This is a genomic window from Variovorax sp. F042 (assembly GCF_057814215.1).
This window is the reverse complement of sequence record NZ_JBVASX010000008.1, coordinates 1-17633: the sequence shown is the minus strand read 5'-3', so window position 1 is coordinate 17633 and position 17633 is coordinate 1. Positions and strand designations below refer to the sequence as shown.

Sequence of the window (17633 nt, the reverse complement as noted above, 5' to 3'; positions counted from 1 at the left end):
CGCAGCAGGCCGGGACGCCCTGCTGCGGGGTGGGGATTTTATGCCCCGAGCCGTCTAGGCGGCGCGGTAGCGCACCGCGGGCACGGTGCTGGACAACCGCCCCGACATCGCACGCCGCGCCGCATCGAAGGCATCCCACTCGGCAAGGTCGGGCAGCGCGGGAATCGTGACCTGCTCGCCCTGGTCGAGCCCTGCGAGGGCCGCGTCGACCATGTCTTGCGCGGTCATCACGATCTCGCTGGGCAGGTGCTCGATCGGCACGCCCGCGACGCCCCAGAACTCGGTGGCCGTCGCACCGGGCAGCACCGCCTGCACGCGCACGCCCTTGTCCTTCAGCTCGTGCTGCAGCGACTGGCTCAGCGCCAGCACGAAGGCCTTGGTGCCACCGTACACGCCGTTGAGCGTCTCGGGCGAGATCGCCACGATGGAGGCGATGTTCACCAGCGTGCCGGCGCCGCGCTCGACGAAACCGGGCACGGCCGCATAGGTGAGCCGCGTGAGCGCGCTCACGTTGAGCTCGATCATTTCCTCCATCCTGTCGATGTCCGAGCCGAGCAGCGGTGCGGCGGCGCCGAAGCCGGCGTTGTTCACCAGCACGGTGATGTCGCCGCGAGTGCGCAGCACGGCTTCCACGGACGCGATGTCCTTCCGATCGGACAGGTCGGCTGAAAGGACCTCGACCTTTCGGCCGGTCTCGTCCGCGAGCTTCGCGGCCAGTGCGGCGAGGCGCTCGCGGTTGCGCGCCACCAGGATCAGGTCGAAGCCGCGCCGCGCAAGGCGGTCCGCGTACACGGCGCCGATGCCCGACGAGGCGCCGGTGATGAGGGCTGTGCCCTTGCCGGGATTTGAAGTTGCAGTCATGGAGTTTCCTTTGATCGCCACGGGGTTGTGGCCATGAGGGGAAGTCTCCTCCTGCAAGGCTATGGCGTAAATGTCATATAAGCCACCTTTCAGGACATCCGGCGCTTCAGGCCGTGGCGGCCTCTTTCCGGGCCACTCGGCGCACGCTCTGCGGCGGTTGCCCCAGCGTGCGCAGGAAGGCGCGGCGCATGCGCTCGGGGTCGCCGAAGCCCGTTTCGCGCGCGACCACGCCTAGCGCAAGGCTGCCCTCGTCGATCAGCGCGCGCGCCGCCTCCACGCGCAGGTTCTCGACCGCATGCGCGGGCGAATGCCCGGTCTCTGCCTTGAAGGCGCGGCTGAACTGGCGCGGGCTCAGGTGCGCGACCTCGGCCAGTTCCTCCACCGAAAGCGTCTCGCGCAGGTTGGCGCGCGCATGCACCAGCGCCTTCTGGATGCGATCGGACTTGGGTTCCAGCTCGAGCAGCGCGGAGTACTGCGACTGCCCGCCCGCGCGGCGGTGATACACGACCAGCTTCCTCGCCGCGAACCGGGCAGCCTCCACGCCGAGGTCGTCCTCCACCAGTGCCAGCACGAGATCGATGCCGGCCGTCATGCCGGCCGAGGTCCACACCGGCCCGTCGTTGATGAAGATGCGGTCGGGCTGCACCCTGATGGCGGGATGGCGCTTCTGCAGCTCGCCCGCAAAGGACCAGTGCGTGGTCGCCCGGCGTCCGTCGAGCAGGCCTGCATCTGCCAGCCCGAAGGCGCCGGTGCAGATGCTGGCCACACGGCGCGCATTGCGCAGCCCCGCACGCAGAAAGCGGCGCATCTTCTCGGACGTGGGCGCGATGAAGAGCGCGCCGCTCATCACCAGCGTGTCGAACTTCGCCGTGCCGAAGCGCTTGCTGTCGGTGGCCACGCCCGACGAGCTGGTCACGAGGCCGCCCTCTTCCGACAGCAGCTCGACCTTGTAGACCGCCTTGCCGGCATGGATGTTGGCAAGCTCGAACGCCGCGATCGCCGCGAGGTCGAGGATCTGGAAGCCGGGGAAGACGAGCACGCCGATGCGTTTCATGGCCATGTCCTGAAAAGAGGGTTGCACTGAATGACAGACGCGAGGCTAGACGACCTGCGCTGACCGCGTTGGAGTGAGGGATACGCAGCACGGCCTTCCCGCGCGGCGATGGGTGCCGCCACCAATCAGCAAGCGCCAACCCGGCCGCGTCGTCCCACAATGGGTGCTCCCCATGACGCACCCGACAACAACGAACGCAACAAACGCCCCGCCAGCCGAGTCGGGCGCCCACACCCACTGGCAGCGCAACCTCGCCGTCTGCATGTTCGGCTCCTTCACCACCATCATCGCGATGACGCTGCTGCTGCCCTTCCTGCCGCTGTACGTCGAGCAGCTCGGCGTGAAGGACCATGCGGCCATCGTGCAGTGGTCGGGCGCGGCTTACGGTGCCACCTTCTTCAGCGCCGCGCTGGTCGCGCCGCTGTGGGGCCGGCTGGCCGACCGCTACGGGCGCAAGCCGATGCTGATCCGCGCGAGCCTCGGCATGGCGGTGGCGATGGCGCTGATCGGCCTTGCGGGCAACGTGTGGCAGCTCGTGGGGCTGCGGCTGCTGGCGGGGCTGCTCGGCGGCTATGCCTCGGGCTCGATGGTGCTGGTCGCAACGCAGACGCCCAAGGACCGCACCGGCTGGGCGCTGGGCACGATGTCGTCGGCCATCATGGCGGGCAACCTCGTGGGGCCGCTGGTGGGTGGCGCGCTGCCGCCGCTGGTCGGCATTCGCAACACCTTCTTCGCGGCGGGCGCGATGATCTTCGTGGCCTTTCTCGCAACGGCCTTCCTCATCCGCGAAGAGAAGAAGGCGCCTTCCGCATCGAAGCAACGCGGCGCCTCCGACGACACCGGCTGGGCCGCCGTGCCCGACAAGCGACCGCTGGTCGCGATGCTCTTCACCGGCATGCTGCTGATGCTCGCGAACATGTCGATCGAGCCGATCATCACCGTCTACGTTGCCACGCTGGTCGAAGACCCGAACCGCGTGACGATGATGGCCGGCCTCGTGATGTCGGCAGCGGCGCTCGGTAGCATCCTCTCGGCCTCGTGGCTGGGCAAGCTGGCCGACCGCGTGGGTCACTGGAACGTGATCGTCGGCTGCCTTGCGGTGTCGGCACTGCTGCTGGTGCCGCAGGCTTTCGTCAGCTCGGGCTGGCAGCTGGTGGTGCTGCGCTTTCTGATGGGGCTGTCGCTCGGCGGGCTGCTGCCCTGCATCGCGAGCGTGATCCGCCACAACGTGCCCGAACGCGTGGCGGGCAACATGCTCGGCTACTCGACTTCTGCGCAGTACACGGGCCAGGTCGCGGGGCCGCTGCTCGGCGGCTTCGTGGGCGGGCACATCGGCATGCGCGCCGTGTTCCTCGGCACCTGCGTGCTGATGGCCGCGGGCGCCGGGTGGAACTGGCTGGCGAAGCGGCGCTGAAGAAGCACCGCTGCGCCCTCCTCCCTACTCGCTGATGGTCACGCTGCTGTAGGCGGCGTCGGCCTTGATCTCCGATTCGGAGAACGGCAGGCGCAGCCACTGCCCGGCGCTGTAGGCGCGTGTGTAGTCGGCGTTGTGCGGCGATGCCGGATCGTCCGACAGCGAGAAGGTGAGGAAGGTGTGAGCCTCGACGCCTCCTGCGGGGAAACGCACGATCTGCATGTAGCTGTTGCCGTTGGGGTTCGCGTCCATGGTGTAGCCGCCCTTGTCGAGCCGGTTCTCCGAGCAAAGGATCGTGAAGTAGCCCTGGCCGTCGCAGCCGCCCGACAGCGGGATCTTCTGGCCGTTGCGCGTCACGAACAGCGTGTCGCCGCGCGGCGCGTCGAGCGCGTAGCCGCTGGCCTGCACGCGCAGCACCGCCGCGCCGAAGGCCTGCCGCAGGTCCTCGGCAGCCGAAGTCTTCAGGCCGCTCGGTGTGTTGATCGGATCGCTCGCGCTGAAAGGCACTTCATAGAGCCTGTCCGCGGGCAGCCGCGAGGCACGCGCCCAGAACTCGTCCCACACATGGGCGCCGCGCGCCGAGGCCAGGCCGGTGTTGTTCCACGCCTTCAGCACCGCGCATGCGGGTCCGGTGTCGACGCTGCGCGGCGGCGAGAACACCTCACCGGTCTGCGCATCGCCCGTCACGGCAATGCGCGGCACGCCGCACACCAGTTCCAGCGCACGGGCCTTGAACAGTTCTGCTGTGTAGGCGCGGCTGCCGAGCGTCGCACGCTCGACGGCATCGACCGTTGCGCCCTTGCTCGTGTCTTTCGCAATGAGATGGCCGAGCCGCGTGCGGAATGTCTGCGCGTTGCTGCCCGTCGGGCCGAAGATGGCCGGGTACCCCGTGAGCGGCGCCTTCGGGTTGGCGAGCCAGTAGCTGTCGTTCATGTTGGCGACGTAGTCGTCGCGCAGCAGGCTCGGCATGCGCGAAGGGCCGACTGCCCCCTTCTGCACCGAGTCGGCGTCGCTCTGCCAGTCGCAGGCACTGCGCGAGCCGTCGAACACCGGCACGCGCGGCAGCGCGGCCGCCATCGCCTTACCGGCGGGCGTGGTGCAGCCAGCCATCTGCTCGGGCGACACGTTGGGCACCGCGCCGATGTCCGCATACCAGGCCTTGGCGCTGCCACGGCCCACGGCCACGGTGTTGACCCAGGGAATAGCGGCCTCTTCGCGCTGGATGGCGATGAGCTCGTCGAGCGATTTCGCCTGCGCCCAGCGCAGCCAGGTGCGGAAGGTGCGGTAGTTGTCGGCGTTGATGTCGCGGATGGCGAAGGCCATGCTCTGGCTCCAGGCCAGCGCCGGGTTGATCGCGCCCAGGTTCACCAGCGGGCCGTATTCGGAGGTGTAGAGCGTGCGCGTCACCGGCTCGACCTTGCCAGAGGCCTGCTTCACGTTCACGGTGACGGTGCTGGCCTGCATCTTCACCACGCGACCGTCGCGCAGGTAGCTCGTTGCGTCACCCGGAGCGAGCTGCAATTGAAAGAGACCGAAGCGCCGCGCCGCCGACACCGTGTGGCTCCACGCGATGTTGTCGTTGAAGCCGATCAGGATCACCGGCACGCCGAGGAAGGAAGTGCCGCTGACGTCGAGTTGCCCCGGAATGGTGAGCTGCGCCTGATAGAAGCGATCAGGCCCGCGCCAGTACCAGTGCGGGTTGCCGAACAGCAGCGGGCTCGCGTCGCCGGTGGCGGCCGTGCCGAAGCCGATCATGTTGCTGCCCACGCCCGCCTCGCCGCCGACCTGCAACGCCAGCGGCTGCGCGCCGTGCTCCTCGCGCGACGACACCTTGGCGGCAGGCGGCGCCGCATTCGCGATGTTCGAGAGGAAGTTGCTGTAGCCCGCCGCCAGATTGGTGGCGTACATGCGGCGGTAGATGTCGTCGGCGCTCACCGGCCGCACCCACGCCTCGTTGCGGCAGGCCGCATGTGCGTTGCCTGCACCGGCACCAGCCTTCAGCTCGCGCACGTAGCGGTTGTAGCCAGCGGCAAAGCCTTCGACCATGCCGCGGATGCTGGCCGGCTGCGCGCGGGCCATGGCCCCCACCACGTCGGCCGTGATCACGTGCTTGTGGAAGAAGTCGGAGTCGATGTTCCTGGGCTGGCCGATGGTGCTCTTGGCCGTCAACAGCGCCTCGGCGCCGAAGAACTGCGAACGCTCGCCGCGGTAGGTGAGAAAGCTGTCGGCCATGGTGCAGAGATCGTCCTGCGCCTGCGCATAGCCGTAGCCATAGCCGGCACCGGCCCAGTCGTCGGCCTTGATGTGCGGCACGCCCATGGCGGTGCGGCGGATCTCGGCCTTGTAGCTGCCGTGCGGGGGCGTTGAACGGTCGGTAATGCCGGTGCAGGCCACGAGGGCCATGGCAACCGACACGAGAAAAAGCGACCCGAGGCCGCACTTGAATTTCGAGCGCATGCAGTGTTCCTGTTGTGTATGAGGAACGCAGCTGCGTGGGCAATGAGCGTGCGTGGCGCGTTCGGCGGCAATCTTAAGACGGGCGACGCGAACGCCTCGCACGCGCGCCCTTCTTTACATTGACGCCAGCCCCTGCTGATGACCCCAGACGTGCGAGGCGCCGTCGTCGGCGGTCACGCGCACCTGGCTCGCCAGGAAGGACGGCGACAGGCCGAAGTAGCGCTGGAAGGTGCGGCTCATGTGCGCCGCGTCGGTGAAGCCGCTGACCAGCGCCACGTCGGTAAGTGGGCGCCGCACGGTGAACTGCTGCACCGTGCGCCGCACCTTGGTCCACAGCGCATAGCGCTTGACCGACGCCCCCACCTGCCGGGCGAACAGGTGCGTGAGCCGGTCGGGCGAGAGGCAGGCCACCGCCGACAGGTCGCGCAGCGGAATCTGCCCCGCATGCGCGCGGATGGCCTGCAGCACGCGTTCGATGCGCGGGTCGATGGCCGCTTCGCTCTCGGGGAATTCGTTGATGGCCTCGACCAGCTTCACGCTGAGCACCCGCAGCCCGCGGCTGCAAAGCGCGCCGTGCTGCGCCGGATCGAAATCGTCGCGCAGCCGGCCGAAGCGGCGCGCATCGATCGGCAGGATGCCGTGGCCGCCCATGCGCTTTGCAAGCATGCGGTAGGCGCTCGACGCCGGATCGAGATTGAGCGACAGCAGCCCGCAGCCATCGACGTCGAGCCGGCGCGACACGTGCGGAGCGACCAGCGCCGCGGTGCAGTGCACGCGTGTGCCATCGACCGCCTCCAGCGCGAAGGGATGCCCGCTGATCGACGCCAGCAGCGTGGCCGACGAGCGGGCCGTCAGGCCCGACTGGATCGCCGGCGTGATGTAGAGGAACCGGTCATCCCACAGGTGCAGGAAGTTTTGCGTTGCCATGCCGTATCACTTTTGTTTTTGTCTCCAGCGGCGGATTCTCCCGCATCGGAACAGCCATGGGCTGCACATGCTGGCGCACCGCCTCCAGCAGCAGCGTGGCCAGCCGGCCCACCGGGGCCTCGGAGTGGGCCTGCGCGCGATAGAGCACGAGCGATATCTGCGGCAGTGCCGGCAGGGACAGCATCGTGCGATCGATGATGCGCACGTGCGATGGCAGCCCGAAAGGCGTGCGCACCGTGAGGCCCAGGCCGGCCGAGGCAGCGGCCCACAGCGCGGCCAGACTGGCGCTGCCGAAGGCCCGGCGCCATGGCACGCCGGCACGGTCGAGCGCAGTGATGACGATCTCGCGCAGCGGGCACGGGGCGTCGAGCATGATGAGCGGCAACGGCTCCTTGCTCTTGGCCTGGCGCGTGCCGGTGCCGCGGTACTCGCGCTGCGTCCACCAGTCGGCCTCGACCCGGTCGGGCGCCTTGGGGCCGATCCACAGCAGGGGCAAGCGCGCCACGCGCTCGGCATACGGCGACAGGGGCTGGTCGCCCGCGTCCCATGCCAGCGCCAGGTCGAGCTGGCCGAGTTCGAGCCGCTCCCGCAGCTCGCCGCTGCGCGCCACGCAGGCCTCGATGCGCACCTTGGGATGCGCGCGCGCGAAGCGGCCGAGCACGGCAGGCAGCAGCGTCTCGCCGAAGTCTTCCTGCAGGCCGAGGCGCACCCAGCCCTGCAGGTCGGCGCCGCGCATGGCGGCGCTGGCTTCTTCATTCAGTTCGAGCATGCGGTGCGCATAGGCCAGCAGCGTTTCGCCGGCGTCGGTTAGCTCCAACCCGCGGCCGGCCTTGCGGAACAGCACGGTGCCGGCCTGCGATTCCAGCTTCTTGAGCTGCGCGCTCACTGCTGAAGTCGAGCGGCCCAGCTTGTCGGCGGCACGCGCATAGCTGCCGAGCGCGATGCCGGTGGAGAAAGTGCGCAGCACGTCGAGATCGAACATCACCTGGCTCATGTCGGGGCTCCTTCTTGACCGTCCTGTTTTTCAGGATGATTGGCGCATTATTTTCTGATTTTCAAAACCTTGGCGGCGGTGGACACTGCGCCCAACATGACGCAATCTCCCTCTTCCTCCTCTACGTTCTCGCCGCGCCACCGCTGGAAGGTGCTGACTGCCGGCGTGGCCGCCAACGCGGCGTTCTCCGTGGCCTTCAGCGGCATCCCGATGACCGCCGTGCTCATGCGCACCGGCTACCAGCTCGACAACGCCACGCTCGGGCTGGTGCTCGGCCTCATGGGGCTAGGCATCGCGGTGAGCGAGTTGCCATGGGGCCTGCTGACCGACCGCTGGGGCGACCGGCCGGTGCTGCTGATGGGCCTGGGCAGCACGGCCATCGCGCTCGTGGCTATGGCGCTGTGGGCCGCACCCGCGGCGGGGCACATTCCCGGCCTGGGCTGGCTCGGCGCCGGGCTGCTGCTGGTCGGCCTGCTTGGCGGCAGCGTCAACGGTGCCAGTGGCCGCGCGGTGATGACATGGTTCGACGCCAGCGAGCGCGGCCTCGCGATGAGCATCCGGCAGACGGCCGTGCCACTGGGCGGTGGCATCGGCGCGCTGGTGCTGCCTTTCGTCGCCCTGCACTTCGGCTTTGCCGCGCTGTACGGCCTGCTCGCGCTGTTGTGCGCGCTGAGCGCGGCGATGAGCTGGGCGTGGGTGCACGAGCCACCCATTGCGCCGCGCGGCAACAAGACCGTGGAAGCGGCCGCACCCAAGAGTGGTCCACTGCGCGACGTGCGCGTGTGGCGCATCGTGGCCGGCATCGGCATCCTCTGCGCGCCGCAGTTCGCGGTGCTGTCCTTCGGCACCGTGTTCCTGCACGACTTCGGCCATGCGGGCTTCGCGACGATCACCGCGACGATGGTGTTCACGCAGGTCGGCGCGATGGTCATGCGCGTGTGGAGCGGCCGCTGGACCGACCGGCGGCGCAACCGGCCGGCCTACCTGCGGGCTTGCAGTGCGCTCAGCGTGCTGTTGTTCGCGGGCCTCGCGGTGCTGGTGATGGTCTCGGGCACGCATGCCGCCGATTCAGTTGCGCTGCGCATCGCGCTGGTCGTTCTGCTGGGCGTGAGCGGCGTGTGCGTGTCGGCCTGGCACGGCGTGGCCTACACCGAACTCGCCACGCTGGCCGGTGCAGCCCGCGCCGGCACGGCATTGGGCATGGCCAACACCAGTGTGTTCCTGGTGTGCTTCGTCACGCCGTTTTCCATTCCGCACCTGCTGGCGCTGCAGGGCTGGCCGATGGTGTGGCTGGCGGCCAGCGCCTGCGCGCTGGTGGCGATGCCGCTGCTGGTGCCGCGGCCCGCCGTTGCGGATCAAAAAGTCGCGAAGGCCGCGTTGAGCCGGTCGACATAGGCGCGCTTGGCCGCCGCGTCGATGAAGCTGCCTTCGAAGCTGTTCGCCGCGAGCTGCCAGGCCTGTTGCACATTGAGCCCGGTGGCCGCGAAGGTCTGCGTGAAGTTCTGGTTCATGTAGCCGCCGAAGTAAGCCGGGTCGTCCGAGTTGACGGTGGCGACCAGGCCCGCGCCCAGCAGCGCGCCAAGGTTGTGCTGCGACAGGTCCGGGAACACGCAGAGCTTGAGGTTCGACAGCGGGCACACGGTGAGCGGAATGCGGTCTTGCGCGAGCCGCTTCATCAGCGCAGGGTCCTTGGTGCTTTGCACGCCGTGGTCGACACGCTCGACCTTGAGCACGTCGAGCGCGCTCCACACATAGGCCGGCGGGCCCTCTTCGCCCGCATGCGCGACAAGGTGAAAGCCCAGCTCGCGGCAGCGTGCGAACACGCGCGCGAACTTCTCTGGCGGATGGCCGACTTCGCTCGAATCGAGCCCCACGCCGATGAACTTGTCGCGGAATGGCAGCGCCTGCTCCAGCGTCTCGAAGGCTTCTTCCTCGCTCAGGTGCCGCAGAAAGCACAGGATGAGCGTGGCGCTCACGCCCAGCTTCGGTTGCGCATCGACGCAGGCGCGGTGCAGTCCGTTGATTACCGTTTCCATCGACACGCCGCGCGCCGTGTGCGTCTGCGGGTCGAAGAACATCTCGGTGTGCACCACGTTGTCGGCCGCGGCGCGCTCCAGGTAGGCCCAGGCCATGTCGTAGAAATCCTGTTCCTTCAGCAGCACGCTGGCGCCGGCGTAGTAGATATCGAGAAAGCTCTGCAGGTTGGTGAAGGCGTAGGCCTTGCGCAATTCTTCGACGCTGGCGTAGGGAATGGACACGCCATTGCGCTGCGCGAGCGCGAAGATGAGCTCGGGTTCGAGCGAACCCTCGATATGCATGTGCAGTTCGGCCTTGGGCATGGCGCGCAGCAACTCGGGCAGGCGGTCGGCTGCGATGCGGTCGAAGCTCTTGTCGTAGGCGGGGCGGAAATCGGTCATGGTGGGGGACTCTGCTGCTGCGTTGTGATCCCGCACAGCATAAAGCCAGCCATGGCCGGCGCGATGCCGGAAACCGTATAGGCGTCAGTCAGTCGATGCTGCGCGCCGAACTGGTCAGCGAGCGCGCGCACAGCAGCAGCGTGGGCGCCAGCTTGCGCACGGCTTCGTCGATCGTCCAGCGGCTGGTCGGCGCCACGATGTGCACAGAGGCCACCGGCCGCCCCTGGCTGCCCAGCACGGGCGCCGCGATGGTCATGTCGCCGAGGAACAGCTCCTCGGCATTGGTGGCAAAGCCCTGCAGCCGCGCCTGGCGCAGCGTTTCGAGGATTGCGTCCACATCGGTGCACGTGTGCATGGTGTGCGCCACGCGGTCGGAGGCCTCGATGAGCGAGCGCGCCTCTTCCTCGGGCAGCGCACTCAAAAAAGCGCGCCCCGAAGCCGTGCAGTACATGGGAATGCGGCTGCCGATGGGCATGTGCACCGGCACGAACTGCGCGCTGACGAAACGCGCCACGTAGACCATGTCGAGCCCGTCGGGCTCGGTGAGGCAGGAGGTTTCCGTCGTCACCTTGGTCAGCTCCGACAGGAAGGGGTTGGCCATGTCGATCAGCGAATGGGCCGCCAGGTAGTTGAAGCCGATTTCCATCACGCGCGGCGTGAGCTGGTAGCGCCGCGTCTTCGGGTGCTTGCGCACGTAGCCCAGTTTTTCGAGCGTGAAGACCATGCGCTGGGCCGAGCTCTTGGTGATGTCGGTGGCCTCGGCCACGTCGGCCAGCGTCATGGTGCGCCGCCGTGCGCTGAAGGCGCGCAGCACGGCCAGGCCCTTCTCCAGCGACTGGTTGAAAAGCAGGCTCTGGCTGTCTTCGGGGGCTGTGTCGGGTGTGGCGTCCATGGCGCTGGAGTATAGCTACAGTCTCTTGAAATATCGAATATCGATTCTTAAAACCCGACTAGTGGTTTCTATTTATTGATTAGAGATTCAAAAGAATCGACTATTGGCATGCATGTTGCATCGCGGGGTGCATCACCTTTTTCCGTTCCCTTTCCGTTCATTTCCACTTTTCAACGTCCTTTTCCTCCGAGGAGTGCTTCCATGAATCGCATCGTTCGCCGCCTTCACCGCCTGGCCCTGGGTCTTTGCATCGCCGGGACCGCCTCGCTGGCCATGGCACAAGGCGCCACCCCGACCTACAACGTGGGCGCCACCGCCACCGGCGTGCCCTTCACCTTCCTCGACGTGAAGACCAACACCATCCAGGGAATGATGGTCGACACCGTCACTGCCGTAGGCAAGGCGGGCGGCTTCAACGTCAACGTGCAGCAGACGGTGTTCTCGGCGCTGATTCCCTCGCTCACGGCCCGCAAGATCGACATCGTCTCGGCGGCCATGCTCAAGACAGCGGCGCGCCAGGAAGTGGTCGACTTCAGCGACCCGGTGTATTCGTACGGCGAGGGCCTGATCGTCAAGGCCGACGACACCCGCGCGTATGTCTCGCTCGACGAGCTCAAGGGCGAAGTGGTGGGCGCGCAGGTCGGCACCGTGTTCCTCGACATGCTGAACAAGAAAGGCATCTTCAAGGAAGTGCGCAGCTACGACTCGGTGGCCGACATGACGCGCGACCTTTCGCTCGGACGCATCAAGGCAGGGCTGGGCGACCAACCCATCATGGCCTACCAGATCCGCCAGAACACCTTCCCCGGCGTGAAGCTGGTCGACAGCTACAAGGCCGTGAACGTGGGCGATGTGTGCCTGGTGGTGCGCAAGGGCGACACCGAGACGATGGCCCGCATCAACAAGGCCATTGCCGCCGTGAAGGCTGACGGCACGCTCGCCAAGATCGTCCAGAAATGGGGGATCTGATGCACACCCCCAGGCTTCGCGCACTTCGTGTCGCTTCGCCAACCCCCTTGCAGGGGGCAACACCTGCCGCCCGGCAAAGCCGGTTCCGCGGTGTTCCCCGAATGGGCCTGACTGCGTCGGCCGACCAGTTCGATGTGCCGCGCATCAAGCGACGAGGCTGATGCAGATGGCTGCTCCCACCTTTCTACAGAACGCGCAGGACTTCCTGCCGATCCTCCTGCAGGGCGCGGTGGTCACCGTACAGGTTACGGTGCTCGCCTTTCTGCTGAGCAGCGCGCTCGGCCTGGCGCTCGCGCTGATGAAGCTGTCGCCCGTGCGCGCCCTCTCGTGGGCCGCCACGGTGGCCATCAACGTGATTCGCGGGCTGCCGATCATCGTGCAGCTCTTCTATATCTACTTCGTGCTGCCGGAGTTCGGCGTGCAGCTCACGGCCTTCCAGGCCGGCGTGATCGGGCTGGGCATTGCCTACTCGGCGTACCAGGCCGAGAACTTCCGCGCCGGCATCGAGGCGGTCGATCCGGGCCAGCGCGAGGCCGCGCAGGCCATGGGCATGCGCTCGGCGCTGATCATGCGGCGCGTGATATTGCCGCAAGCCTTTCGCATCGCGCTGCCGCCCTACGGCAACACGCTGGTGATGATGCTGAAGGACTCCTCGCTGGTCTCGACCATCACCGTGGCCGAAATGACGCGCGCCGGCCAGCTCATCGCCTCGTCGACCTTCCAGAACATGACGGTCTACACGCTGGTCGCGCTGCTCTACCTGTTGATGAGCCTGCCGCTGGTCTACGGCCTGCGTCGGCTAGAGAAGCGCTTTGCCGCCGGGAGAAAACAACCATGATCCACGTCGAAGGACTGGAAAAGCGCTTCGGCACGCACCGCGTGCTGCAGGGTGTGAGCCTGAACGTGGACAAGGGCGAGGTCGTGTGCCTGATCGGCCCTTCGGGCTCGGGCAAGTCGACGGTGCTTCGCTGCATCAACGGGCTGGAGTCGTACGAAGGCGGCGAAGTGCGCGCCTTCGGCGAGCGGGTGGACCGCAACGCGCCCAACATCCACCGGCTGCGCAGCCGCATGGGCATGGTGTTCCAGCGCTTCAACCTGTTCCCGCACCGCACCGTGCTGGAGAACGTGATGGAAGGCCCGGTCTACGTGCTGCGCCAGAACGCGGCGCAGGCGCGCGAAGAAGCGCTGGCGCTGCTGGCCAAGGTGGGGCTGGCCGAGAAGGCACAGGCGTATCCGGCCCAGCTCTCGGGTGGGCAGCAGCAGCGCGTGGCAATCGCCCGCGCGCTCGCGATGAAGCCCGAGGCCATGCTGTTCGACGAGCCCACATCGGCGCTCGACCCCGAGCTGGTCGGCGACGTGCTCGGCGTGATGCGCGCACTGGCCGACGAGGGCATGACGATGATCGTGGTCACGCACGAGATGGGCTTTGCGCGCGAAGTGGCCGACCGCGTGTGCTTCCTGCACAGCGGCAGCATCGTCGAGGAAGGCCCTTCCGCGCAGGTGCTGGGCGCGCCGCGCCAGGCGCGTACGCAAGACTTTCTGCGGCGCGTGCTGCACCCCTCCGGTGCCGTGGCGTCCGCGGAGGTGCGCGCATGAGCGTTCGCGCGTTGCCTCCTTCGCTCTGGGCCGACACCGCGCCACCCGCTCCACCGACACCGCCGCTGACCGAATCGCGCAAGGCCGACGTGCTGATCGTCGGCGGCGGCTTCACCGGCCTCTCGGCTGCGCTGCACCTGGCCGAGGCCGGCGTGCAGGCCTGCGTGCTCGAGGCGCACGAACCGGGCTGGGGCGCGTCGGGGCGCAACGGCGGGCAGGTGAATCCTTCGCTCAAGCACGACCCCGATGAGCTGGTCCAGCTCTATGGCCATGCGCGTGCAGAGCCCTTGATCGATGCAGTCTCGCGCTCGGCCGACCTGGTGTTCGACCTGATCGCCCGCCACGGCATCGACTGCCAGCCGGTGCGCAAAGGCTGGATCCAGGCCGCATACGCACAGAAGGACGTGGCCGCGCTGCATGCGCGCGCCGAGCAGTGGGCGAAGCGTGGCGTGACGACACTGCAGCTCGACCGCGCCGCCGTCAGCGCGCGACTCGGCACCGAAGCCTTTGCCGGCGGCTGGCTCGACGGCCGCGCTGGCAGCATCCAGCCGTTGGCCTACACGCGCGGGCTGGTGCGCGCCGCGCAGGCCGCGGGCGCTGCCGTGCACGGCGGCACCGAAGTCACGGCGCTGGAGCGCCGCGGCACGCACTGGCATGCGAGCACATCGACTGGCGCGAGCGTCACCGCCGAGCAGGTCCTCATCGCGACCAACGGCTACACCGGCGCGCTGTGGCCGAAGCTGTCGAGCACCGTGCTGGCCGCCAACAGCTTCATCGTCGCGACCGAACCGCTCAAAGGCGCAGCGGCCGACGCCATTCTTCCGGGCGGCGAAACCGCCTCGACCTCGCAGCGCTTGCTGCTCTACTTTCGCAAGGACGCGCAGGGCCGCCTGCTGATGGGCGGGCGCGGCCACTTTGCCGATCCGGCCGGGCCCACGGATTTCGCGCACCTCGAACGTTCGCTCGAACTGCTGTTTCCCCAACTGGGGCCGCTGCGCTACGAGTACCGCTGGGCCGGCCGCATCGCGGTCACGCGCGACTTCATGCCGCACGTGCACACGCCCGCGCCGGGCGTGACGGTGGCGCTGGGCTACAACGGACGCGGCATCGCGCTGGCCACGAGCATGGGCAAGCACGTGGCGGCGCGACTGGTCGATGCGGGCGCCGATTTTCCGTACCCGGTAACGCCGATCCAGCCGATTCCACTGCACGGATTGCAGCGCTTCTACGTGGCGGGCGGCGTGGCCTGGTACAGCCTGCTCGACCGGCTGGCCTGAACGCGCTCAGCCCTTGTCCGACTTGCCTGCCGCGTCGGCGAACTTGCTCAGCAGCCGGTCGACCATCCACGGCCGGCTGTCGCGATCCTCGGCCGCTTCCTTGCGGCGGATCGCGTCGCGCACGACGATGGAGCCGATGTAGCGGATCGGCTCGGGCGGAAACTGCCCCAGCGGCCCCTGGATGAGCGGGCTGCGCGTCCAGGCGTTGTCCTCGTCCAGCAGCAGCGAAGAGAGGATCTGCCCACCCATGTAGGTCGGCCCCACGCCGTTGCCCGAGTAGCCGAAACCGTAGTAGATGTGCGGCGCGCCGTTGAGCTTGCCGAAGAACGGGAAGCCGGTGACGGAGCGGTCCGACGGCCCGTTCCAGCTCGCGGTCACCGGCACGTCGCGCAGCGAAGGAAAGAAGCCATGCAGCGCGCGCGTGAGCTCGGCCTCATAAGGTGAGCGCTGGTCGAACACCGGCGCGATGCGCCCGCCCCAGGTGAAGGTGTTGCCGCCCTTGCCCAGCATCAGGCGGCCGTCCACGGTGGTGCGGTAGTAATAGACGAAGGTGCGCGAATCGAGCACCGAGACGCCATCGACCAATCCCGTCGCGCGCAGCAGCTCGGGGCATTTTTCCGTGATGACCATGTCGCTCGACACGATGGCGATCGTGCGCTCGAACTGAGGCAAGGCACTGGCCATCCACGCATTCATCGCCAGCACCAGCTTCGGCGCCTCGATGCTGCCGGCCGGCGTACGCACTGTGACCGGATGGCCTTGCGTGAAGTCGATCATCGGGCTGCGCTCGTAGATGCGAATGCCCATGCCCAGCGCCACGCGCCTCAGCCCGCGCACCAGCTTGCCCGGATGCACGGTCGCGGCGATGGGCGAATACACGCCTGCCAGGTTGCGCGCGGAACCCGAGCGGCGCGCGACTTCTTCGGGCGGCAGCGTGCGGTAAGAATGAATGCCGCAGTCCTCCAGCCCCTTCATCACGGGGTCGAGCGCGCCGACCTGGGCCTGCGAGGTTGCGGTGTAGAGCGTGCCGTCCTGCCGCAGCTCGGCATCGATACCCTGCGCGCGGCAGAAGTCGGCGATGTGCTGCACCGCATCTTCCGAGGCCCTGACGAGGCGGATGGCCTCGGCTTCGCCGAACAGTCGGCGCAGCGTGAAGAACTTGGTCGACCACGTCAGCAGGCAGCCGCCGTTGCGCCCACTCGCACCGGAGCCGCAGAGATCGCTCTCGACGATGGCGATGTCGAGCGCCGGGTTGCGTTGCTTCGCCTGGATGGCGGTCCACAGCCCGGTGAAGCCGCCACCAACGATGCAGACGTCGGCGCGCTGTGCGCCCTGCAGTGCAGGTGCGAGGTCGCCGTCGTTGAAGAGGGCCTGTTCGATCCAGAAGGGGCGCATGTCGGAAGGCTCTCGGTTTCAGGTTATGGCTGCGGCGTGGCAGCCTGCCTCGACGCGAGCACCATGTGCCGCGCGTAGTGCATCAGGTCGGGCGTCTTCGCATCGGCACACTTGGCGCTGTCGTCCCAGCGGCGCAGGCGCACCGCGTCGAGCGCATGCGGTAGCGCTTCGAACTGCCTTGCCTGTGCTTCGTCGAACACGCCGCCCTGCAGCACCAGGCTGCGCTGCGAATCGGCCGACAGCGCTTCGAAATACCCCGGTTCACGCGCGCACAGGAAGCGCTTGGCGTCCACGTGCAGCCGGATCGGATCGAGCGTGGCCGGGCCGAACAGGTGCTTCAGGAAGGCGCGGCTGCGGTACTGGTGCAGGTCGTCCAGGCCCTGCTGCGTGGGCGTGCCATCCATGTCGTGCAGCAGGTGCCCCAGGTCGTGCAGCAGGCTTGCGGTGATGAGTTCGCTGGAGGCACCGGCCTGCTCGGCCAGGTGCGCGGACTGCAGCGCGTGCTGGAGCTGCGTGACGGGTTCACCGTCGTACTGCGCGTGGCCCTTGGCCTCGAACAGGGCGACGATGCCTTCCACGTCCAACGGTACAGCGAGCGATGCGGCGACTACCACGGCAACGAATAAGTCTTGGTATTGGTAAAGCTCTTCATGGCCTCGAGCACGCCTTCCTTGTATCCGAGGCCCGAGTCCTTGATGCCCCCGAAGGGCGTGAGCTCCAGGCGATAGCCCGGCACCTCGCGCACGTTGACGCTGCCCACGTTCAGCTCGCGGATGAAGCGCGTGATGTAGTCCATGCGGTTCGTGCACACCGCAGACGACAGCCCGTAGGCCGTGCCGTTGGAGATGCGGATCGCCTCCTCGATCGTCCTGAAGCGGATCACCGGCGACACCGGCCCGAAGGTCTCGTGCCTGGCCACCGTCATCCCGGGGTCCACATGGTCGAGCACCGTCGGCGAATACAGCGCACCGCTGCGCTCATTGCCGTACAGCAGCTTCGCACCCGCCTTGATTGCCTCGTTGACCACCGCCTCGAACTGGATCGCAGCCGCCTCGTCGATCACCGTGCCCATGTCCGTGGCCGGGTCCATCGGGTCGCCGTACTTCAGCGCCTTTGTCTTGGCCAGCAGCAACTCCACGAACCGGTCCGCCACCGCCTCGTGCACCAGCATGCGCTTGATCGCCGTGCAGCGCTGGCCCGAGTTCTTGTACGAGCCGCTGGCCGCCAGCGTGGCCGCCTCCTCGACGTCCGCATCCTCCATCACGATGATCGGGTCATTGCCCCCCAGCTCCAGGATCTGGCGCTTGTACACCGCCTTGCCCGCGATGTACTTGCCGATGGCCACGCCCCCCGTGAAGGTGACCAGGTCCACGTCGGCGC

General features: G+C 67.8%; 16 protein-coding genes. 6 read left to right on the top strand and 10 right to left on the bottom strand.

The features are described 5' to 3' along the window. Positions 1-54: 54 nt before the first annotated feature. Together ACZYSP_RS22810 and ACZYSP_RS22805 are read right to left on the bottom strand one after the other, a co-directional pair. Positions 55-861, bottom strand: coding sequence for an SDR family NAD(P)-dependent oxidoreductase (locus ACZYSP_RS22810; RefSeq protein WP_093080861.1), 807 nt, complete (start codon positions 859-861; stop codon positions 55-57). A gap of 106 nt (positions 862-967) precedes the next feature. Then, the gene (locus ACZYSP_RS22805) at positions 968-1915 is read right to left on the bottom strand and encodes a GlxA family transcriptional regulator (RefSeq protein ID WP_093080864.1); all 948 of its coding nucleotides are present in this window, start codon (positions 1913-1915) and stop codon (positions 968-970) included. Between the two features lie 172 nt (positions 1916-2087). Between ACZYSP_RS22805 and ACZYSP_RS22800 the strand changes: the two genes are divergently transcribed. Next, positions 2088-3329, top strand: coding sequence for an MFS transporter (locus ACZYSP_RS22800; RefSeq protein WP_489016716.1), 1242 nt, complete (start codon positions 2088-2090; stop codon positions 3327-3329). 24 nt (positions 3330-3353) lie between these two features. Here the strand turns inward: ACZYSP_RS22800 and ACZYSP_RS22795 are convergent, their stop codons facing one another. From ACZYSP_RS22795 to ACZYSP_RS22785, 3 genes are all read right to left on the bottom strand, one after another. Continuing rightward, positions 3354-5786, bottom strand: a complete 2433-nt coding sequence (locus ACZYSP_RS22795) for a penicillin acylase family protein (RefSeq protein WP_093080869.1) — start codon at positions 5784-5786, stop codon at positions 3354-3356. Between the two features lie 114 nt (positions 5787-5900). Further along, positions 5901-6713, bottom strand: a complete 813-nt coding sequence (locus ACZYSP_RS22790; RefSeq protein WP_093080871.1) for a helix-turn-helix domain-containing protein — start codon at positions 6711-6713, stop codon at positions 5901-5903. Continuing rightward, a complete protein-coding gene (locus ACZYSP_RS22785) occupies positions 6679-7707 on the bottom strand; it encodes a LysR substrate-binding domain-containing protein (RefSeq protein ID WP_093080874.1) in 1029 nt (342 codons plus the stop codon). Before ACZYSP_RS22785 ends, ACZYSP_RS22790 begins: the two co-directional genes overlap by 35 nt. A gap of 96 nt (positions 7708-7803) precedes the next feature. Between ACZYSP_RS22785 and ACZYSP_RS22780 the strand changes: the two genes are divergently transcribed. Further along, entirely contained in the window at positions 7804-9102 is a 1299-nt protein-coding gene (locus tag ACZYSP_RS22780; RefSeq protein ID WP_097200733.1) for an MFS transporter, read from the top strand. On the opposite strand, the gene ACZYSP_RS22775 is transcribed toward ACZYSP_RS22780, so the two are convergent. Both ACZYSP_RS22775 and ACZYSP_RS22770 read right to left on the bottom strand, forming a co-directional pair. Further along, positions 9063-10124 carry an adenosine deaminase gene (locus ACZYSP_RS22775; RefSeq protein ID WP_093080876.1) on the bottom strand — a complete coding sequence of 354 codons (1062 nt, stop codon included), beginning with the start codon at positions 10122-10124 and terminating at the stop codon, positions 9063-9065. The genes ACZYSP_RS22780 and ACZYSP_RS22775 overlap by 40 nt on opposite strands. Before the next feature lie 88 nt (positions 10125-10212). Next, positions 10213-11016 (bottom strand): IclR family transcriptional regulator, encoded by an 804-nt coding sequence (locus ACZYSP_RS22770; protein WP_093058521.1) that lies wholly within the window; start codon positions 11014-11016, stop codon positions 10213-10215. A gap of 201 nt (positions 11017-11217) precedes the next feature. Here ACZYSP_RS22770 and ACZYSP_RS22765 point away from each other — a divergent pair, with 201 nt between their 5' ends. The 4 genes from ACZYSP_RS22765 to ACZYSP_RS22750 all read left to right on the top strand — a co-directional run bounded on the left by ACZYSP_RS22765 (position 11218) and on the right by ACZYSP_RS22750 (position 14858). Continuing rightward, positions 11218-11985, top strand: coding sequence for an ABC transporter substrate-binding protein (locus ACZYSP_RS22765; RefSeq protein ID WP_093080879.1), 768 nt, complete (start codon positions 11218-11220; stop codon positions 11983-11985). Between the two features lie 166 nt (positions 11986-12151). Next, entirely contained in the window at positions 12152-12823 is a 672-nt protein-coding gene (gene ehuD / locus ACZYSP_RS22760) for an ectoine/hydroxyectoine ABC transporter permease subunit EhuD (RefSeq protein ID WP_093058542.1), read from the top strand. After that, positions 12820-13581, top strand: coding sequence for an amino acid ABC transporter ATP-binding protein (locus ACZYSP_RS22755; RefSeq protein ID WP_093058523.1), 762 nt, complete (start codon positions 12820-12822; stop codon positions 13579-13581). The genes ehuD and ACZYSP_RS22755 overlap by 4 nt, the downstream gene beginning before the upstream one ends. After that, on the top strand, positions 13578-14858 hold the full coding sequence (locus tag ACZYSP_RS22750; protein WP_354339284.1) for an NAD(P)/FAD-dependent oxidoreductase: 1281 nt from the start codon (positions 13578-13580) through the stop codon (positions 14856-14858). Before ACZYSP_RS22755 ends, ACZYSP_RS22750 begins: the two co-directional genes overlap by 4 nt. A 6-nt stretch (positions 14859-14864) precedes the next feature. On the opposite strand, the gene ACZYSP_RS22745 is transcribed toward ACZYSP_RS22750, so the two are convergent. The 3 genes from ACZYSP_RS22745 to ACZYSP_RS22735 all read right to left on the bottom strand — a co-directional run. After that, positions 14865-16253, bottom strand: coding sequence for an FAD-dependent oxidoreductase (locus tag ACZYSP_RS22745; RefSeq protein WP_093058525.1), 1389 nt, complete (start codon positions 16251-16253; stop codon positions 14865-14867). A gap of 23 nt (positions 16254-16276) precedes the next feature. After that, complete coding sequence (locus tag ACZYSP_RS22740) at positions 16277-16867, bottom strand: phosphonate degradation HD-domain oxygenase (protein ID WP_371258868.1); 591 nt, start codon at positions 16865-16867, stop codon at positions 16277-16279. Further along, on the bottom strand, positions 16861-17633 hold a 773-nt coding region (locus ACZYSP_RS22735; protein ID WP_489016709.1), incomplete at its 5' end, for an aldehyde dehydrogenase family protein. The genes ACZYSP_RS22735 and ACZYSP_RS22740, both read right to left, overlap by 7 nt.